The organism is Streptomyces sp. NPDC059455, assembly GCF_042750115.1.
In the GTDB taxonomy this organism is placed as follows: domain Bacteria; phylum Actinomycetota; class Actinomycetes; order Streptomycetales; family Streptomycetaceae; genus Streptomyces; species Streptomyces endocoffeicus.
In genome coordinates, this window is record NZ_JBHYVB010000109.1 from 23,949 (window position 1) to 30,661 (window position 6,713).

At 65.4% G+C, this 6,713-nt stretch carries 2 protein-coding genes and 1 other RNA gene; 1 reads left to right on the forward strand and 2 read right to left on the reverse strand.

The genetic code is table 11. The features are described from left to right. Positions 1–115: 115 nt before the first annotated feature. Positions 116–3,904 carry a hypothetical protein gene (locus tag ACFXB5_RS32070; protein ID WP_385214384.1) on the forward strand — a complete coding sequence of 1,263 codons (3,789 nt, stop codon included), beginning with the start codon at positions 116–118 and terminating at the stop codon, positions 3,902–3,904. Between the two features lie 871 nt (positions 3,905–4,775). Here ACFXB5_RS32070 and ACFXB5_RS32075 read toward each other — a convergent pair. Next, on the reverse strand, positions 4,776–5,573 hold the full coding sequence (locus ACFXB5_RS32075; RefSeq protein ID WP_385214387.1) for a SpdA protein: 798 nt from the start codon (positions 5,571–5,573) through the stop codon (positions 4,776–4,778). Positions 5,574–6,131: 558 nt separating this feature from the next. Next, positions 6,132–6,536, reverse strand: an RNA gene (gene rnpB, locus ACFXB5_RS32080) — RNase P RNA component class A. Positions 6,537–6,713: the final 177 nt, after the last annotated feature.

Sequence of the window (6,713 nt, forward strand, 5' to 3'; positions counted from 1 at the left end):
CCTCCAGGCCCACCGAATCGTCTCGGACCCTGCGGGTGAGCACGACGCGAGCGATGACGGCGTCGACGGAGTCGAATCCGAAATGGGTGTCGGTGGGTGGCAGTACCGTCGGGGCATGACTGCATGGCCGCCAATTGATCGTGACGATCTCCGCAAGGCACGCGGTGACGCGGGCTTCGATACCGTGCTCCCACTGCTCGTCAGGCGCTTGATAGCCGAGACCGCAAGTGGGTTGGAATCCTTGGACATGCCGGGAGGCTCCGGCACCGCGGTCGGAGGTTTCGACGGCATTGTCACAGCATCGGGACCGTCAGTGTTCGTGCCGGACGGAACCTCGGTGTGGGAGTTGTCTGTTGGCGGCGGCAACAGCAAGGCCGAAGAGGACTACGAGAAGAGGACGAAGGGACCGAACGGGCTCGCGACCAAAGACGTCACCTATGTGGAAGTCGTCCTCGACACGTGGAGAGATGCTCGAACCTGGGCCACGCGCCACATTGAGGATGGTCGGTGGCGGCAGGTACGCGCGTACAACCTCGACGGGATCGACCTCTGGCTGGAACAGGCGCCCGCCACCACGGCATGGCTTGCTGCCCGACTGGGGAAGGCACTGCCGGGCATACGGTCTCTGGAAACGTGGTGGACTGACAGTTGGCTCCGTTCAACGCGCGTCCCACTGGACCGGGCGGTGGTGCTGGCCGGGAGAGAGAAGGCGGCCGCCGACTTCAGTGCCGCACTCGCCACAGGGCGGCCGGTGATCACGCTAGGTGGTGATCTGCGCCCCGACGAGCTTTGTGCTTTCGTTGGCGCTGCTCTGGAACAGGAAGGCATCCTGAGGTCAAGTCAGGTCGGGGCGCGGGTGCTGTTCGTTTCCGACAGCAGCAGTCTCCAGCAACTGATCACGCAGCGCCAGCCTTTGATCCTGGTCCTCGCAGACCCGGCACTCGCACGGGACATTCCGCAGCAGCGCCCTCACCAGTTCGTGTGGGCGGCGATGCCCGGCGCCCCGTGCGACGTGAAGGTGCCCAGGCTCCACAGCCAAGTCATCGAGTCCCTGCTGCGGTCCGCCGGCCTGTCGTACGAGCGTGCGGCCCGGTTCGGCACGCTCGGTCGCCGCAGCCTGCTCGCACTGCGGCGAGCCTTGGCCCACCACCCGGAGCCACTCACACCGGAACGGGCCTCGACGCTCGATGTGGTCCGCCGACGGCTGCTTCTGCTGAATTCCTGGAACGGGGACAATAGGGAAGACCGCCGTGTGGTTGGACACTGCTTGGGGCTTGAGTACGAAGGGTTGCAGGAACGGGCCCGGGAGCTCGCCGCCGGGACCGACATCCCCTTCCTCGGCTCCTTGGAAGAGATGTGGCACGTGCTCGCTGCCGAAGATGCCTGGACCTTGTTCGGGACATCCCTAACCAGCGACGATCTCCACGTCTTCCGAACAACAGTCTTGGAAGTACTGACTGAAACGGACCCGATTCTCGACCTAGACCCGGGCGAGCGGTGGAGGGCTGGGGTGATGGGTGTGAGACGGCGCTTCTCAGACACCCTTCGCACAGGGCTCGCCCAGTCGCTCGCCCTCCTGGGCACCCTGGGCGCGGATCTAAGGGGGCCCCGAGGCATCACGGGGGATCGATGGGCACGGCTGGTGGTCCGTGATCTGCTGGAGCAGGCCAACGCTGATGACACGTACAGCCTGTGGCGTTCCCTAGGCGATGTGCTCACCTTGCTGGCTGAAGCCGCTCCGGAGGAGTTCATAGAGGCGATACACGAGGGCCTCAGTGGCACCACACCTCTTCACGCTGCCATGTTCACCGACAACCAGCCTGATAACATGGGGCTGGGATCCAGCTCTCCCCACACAAGGTTTTTGTGGTCCTTGGAGATCTTGGCATGGTCTCCGGAGCACCTCGATGACGCAGTCGACGTACTGACCGCGCTGGCCGCCGTGGACCCGGGCGGCCGGCTCTCGAATCGTCCCCTCGCGAGTCTGGTGGGGATTCTCAGCGCATGGGCCCCCAACACGACCGCCCGCGCCGAGGACCGCATCAGCGTGATCCAACGCCTGGCGCGGAGGCACCCGGTAGTCGGCCGCAAGTTGCTCGTCCAGCTTATTCCTGACAGTCATGCGGTGCAGATAGGCCATCCTGGGCCACGTTTCCGTGACTGGAAAAGGGACACCGTCGTCACCCTCGATGATCGATTGAGTGTTACCACCGCCGTTGTCGACCTGCTCCTCGACGAACTTAATGCCGCGCCCGAGCTGTATGTGGACCTGATCGGCAAGATCGATGATCTCCCTCCCAAGCACCGCGCTGAGGTCGCGCAACGGCTGACCGAGCTGGCCGACGACCTGGAAGATGACGATCAGCGTGCGGTTCTCCACCACGCGCTGCGCGATCAGATCTCCCGGCACCAGGAGTATTCGGACACCGCATGGGCCCTTCCTGCGGACGAGCTCCGCCCCCTCCAAGCCGCATGCGAAGCGCTGGTGCCTCGGGATCCGGTGCAGCGGCACGCCTGGCTGTTCCAATCTCATTGGATCACGCTCGGCGACATCAGGCGTCGTGACGACTTCGCCGCCTACGAAGCGGAAATGCTCGCCCGGCGGGCCGCAGCGGTCGGGGAGACGGTTGCGAACGGAGGGCTGGCGGCCCTCGTGGCGCTGGCCTCCGCCACGGAGTTCACGGATCTGGTGGGCATCGCTCTGGCAGAACACTCCGCAGACCATGACCAAGAGTTGCTTTCCTGGCTCGAGGAGGACGTCTCACCAGCCAAGGAGGTTGCGACAGGGTACCTGCGTCGGCGCATGTGGGCCCAAGGTAATGATCTCCGCGACAAGCTTCTTTCTCTCACAGAGGTTCCGCAGGCTAAGGCAGCGATCCTGCGGCTCGCCCCGGAGCCAACCAGCGCTTGGTCCAAGCTCGCCGAACTCAGCCCGGAAGTAGCAGGACATTATTGGCGTGAGTTCTCCTACTTTGGGCTCGGCTCGAACTTCCCGCAAGCTCTTGATGCGGCCCGGTCGCTATTGGGCGCGGGCCGTCCCGCAGCGGCGCTGGGCGTCATCCTCCTATATGAAAGAGAAAGGGACATTGCAGAGGCCGCTGAGATCGTCGTCACCGGGCTTGAAGACCTCATCGCGGCTAGGTTGAGCGATCCCGAACTCAACCAACTCAGCTCGCAATTCCAGGACCTCTTCACGCTGCTAGCCCGGCACCGCGAGCGCATCGGGCTTCAACGCATCCTCAAGCTGGAGTGGCAACTTTCCCCTGCGCTCGGATTCCATGCTAAGTCCCCAACCCTCCACAAGACGCTGGTTGAGGACCCTGAGGTGTTCGCGGATTTAGTGACGTGGTCCTTTCACCCCAGCACCACTACCGAGGAGGACATAACAGATCCCGACGAGCAGGAAAACAGACGCAATATCGCGAGCCGCGCCTACGAAGTCCTTCGCACTTTGCGCACATGTCCCGGACTTGCGGCCGACGGAAGCCTCGACAGGGTTGCACTGCGCACGTGGGTGATGAGGGCACGAGCAGAACTGGCTGCCAGAGATCGCGCCAAGGTAGGTGACGCGCAGATCGGTCAGGTACTTGCTTTCGCCCCACACGACCGGGACGACTTGCAGATCCCGGAAGCTGTCCGAGACCTACTTGAAGAGATCAATAGTAGCGACCTCGAGCGAGGTCTCAGTATCGGTATTTACAACAAACGCGGTGTTACCAGCCGAGGACTCCTGGATGGCGGAGCTCAAGAGTCGGAGCTGGCCCGGTCCTTCCGGGAACAGGCCGAACGAGCACGCGCGTGGCCGCGAACCAGGAAGTTACTCAAAGGGCTTGCGGAGTCGTACGAAGCTGACGCCCGGCGGGAAGACCACGAGGCAGAGCGACGGCATCAGGGCCTGGAGTAGGCGTCTGTGTCGCTCACAGCGGCGCCCTGCCCGCGCTGGGGCCAGCGTGGGCAGGGAACTTCGGCGTCGCCTACTCCGCGTCGCGGGACGTGACCCGGCAACTTTCTTCGCAGCGATTCGGCGGACGCCGGGGCCGCGGCTGGATCAGCCCCCACCCGTGCCGTCTGTGAGCTGGTGCTGGGACCATCCCCGCGGGTGCGGCGAGCAGGGCTTCCCCATCCTGTGTAAGGTCCGGGGCCTGGGACCATCCCTGGGTGCGGGGAGCAGAAGACGGCTCGTGTGGCCGTGCAGTCGGTGATGGGACCATCCCCGCGGGTGCGGGGAGCAGCCATAATCTCGGGGACACCGAAGGGCCGACCCGGGACCATCCCCGAGAGTGCGGGGAGCAGTTGGCGAGCTTGTCGGACAGCGCGCCCTTGATGGGACCATCCCCGCGGGTGCGGGAAGCAGCCTTCTGCGCCGACGTCGATCCCGATGCGCTTGGGACCATCCCCGCGGGTGCGGGGAGCAGGCCTCCGGGCGGGGTGTGCCGCGCATTCCGCCGGGACCATCCCCGCGGGTGCGGGGAGCAGACTCCCTGACCTGCATGTCTGCCTAGCAGCAGGTTCACCATGAAGCACTTTCACGAAGTCCGGCATTCCAGGCATATGGGTTGTATGATCTCACGACGAATGCTTCCGCGCCATCCATATCTCAGCGCAGGGATGGTCGTCAGCACCGCGTCGTACCGCTTCCTCGCCATAGCTTCAAACGACAGGAAGTAGGGTCCCTCAACCCTTATGCAGGCCGCCGCATCGAGGGGTACCACAGAGGGGCGCTACCTCGGACCCTCCTCGCCCGCGCTGCGAACCTGACCACAAGGCAGAGAAGCTCAAGGACCACCCTCGCCAGACGATGCCTCCATCGCCACGCCCCCGGCCCTTGCCGAGCGCACCATGGACACCAATGTCCGGGACCTGGCCGCGCCAACATGCAGTCGCTTCCGTAGCGTCTCAGCCGAAATCGGCCGCTGATACGTCTCCCAATGCCACGCATCTTCCACCAAGGCACGCTCCAGAAGGCCGTCCCCATCAGCCCCGAGCTGACTACGCTGATCATCTTCCGGCGGGGCCAGGTCATGCGGCTGGTCAATATCGACGCTCTTCTGCTCGATCATCATCGCCGCGTGTTCCACGGAACACTCCGGGACGTCTCCCTTCTCGGACTCGGACGACTTTCCGCTCCCGGCACCGCTGATGGCCTGCAAAAGCCCCGGACCCACCTCTGCCCAACCGATCAGCAGCAACGGCCCCACCGCATCGAAGGCGGCTTTGCCGTTCTCACCAGCCAGCAGCGGGTCCGTCACGTTCAGCGCCAACGTCATCAGACTGGAGAAGACCAGCAACCGACGGGCTGGCCGGAGCTGCTCCCGACTCGCGCCCTGCAACGCCAGGTACCGGGTACCCAGCAGCAAGCCCAGCACAGAAAGATCCACCGCCGGGGCCACCAAGGGCGCCACCCACGGCGGCACACCCAACCGCAGCGCGAGGGTCCATACATTGCCGAAGCCGAACAAGAACGTCAGCCCCACCACCGCGGCCATGATCAGGGTCACCGCGCGAAGAGTGACCACCCGCTCGAAGGAAGCACTCGGACCGCTGCTGTCACGTGTCAGACTCTCGTCGGCCATCAGCGTCTCTCCTCGTGCGCTGAGGGCTCAAAAGTTCCCTTGATCACCAGCCTGCCGACGAAATTCCGTAGGTGAGGATGGCCATCCTTCTGCGTGGTGCCCTGCCAAGGGCTCGAACCTGTGGCACGTATAAGACGAGGCTCACTCGCTTGCTCACCATCATCGTCGGCGCTCGGCAGGTACTGCCTTGGCCAGGTAGTACTGCCAAAGCCGACGCGTGCAGAACCACGATGGTTAGTGATCGCCATCACCGACCTCCCTTCCCGCTCGGTGGTGGAGGCAGGGGAGCTCACGGCGTAGCCGAAACACGCGGGTACCGCGCATGCCGTCCGGAGCCGCATGAGAGTTGCGGAGCGGGTGGTGATCTCCGAGCATGCCAAAACCCCCCGCCCAGCGAGCTGGACGGGGGCGCGGGCAAGCGGACCCAGTGCACAACCAGTGCACAACCAGTGCACACTTGCGCGGGAACTCCCGGGAACTCCCAGGTAGAGGAGGTAAGTGCAGCGGTACGCCCGAGGGCCCCGAGCAGGGCGTACTCCCAGGTCAGAGGCCTGGTGGCGGACGAGTCGGCCTGTACGCCGGGTTCTGTCTCCCGGGGGCCTCGCGGCCCTCGGGGAGGCGGCCATCCATCTAGGACCGGCGTTGCCGCCGGTCTCGTGCGGTCTACCCGCGGACTCGGGCGGGCAGCCCTCGATCGTCCGCGCAGAGCCGCCGTGCGGCGGCTCCTCTTGACCTTGCTCCAGGTGGGGTTTACCGAGCCGTCCGAGTCACCTCGGACGCTGGTGGTCTCTTACACCACCGTTTCACCCTTACCGGTCGCCTCGCGGCGTCCGGCGGTCTGTTTTCTGTGGCACTGTCCCGCGGGTCACCCCGGGTGGGCGTTACCCACCACCTTGCCGTGTGGAGCCCGGACGTTCCTCGGCGGGGCCCGAAGGACCCCGACGCGACCGCCCGGCCGACTCGTCCGCCGTGTTGACCATGATACCCGTAGGGGCGGCCCGGTCGGCCCCGGCCGGTGGCGGGCCGGACCGCGGCGGGCTGCTTTCCCCTACCCGCCCCTTCCCTCAACTGGGGCTCCGCCCCCGACCCCGGGGTCCAAGGGCGAGGCCCCTGCCACGCGGCGGACACCCCGGAGCCCGC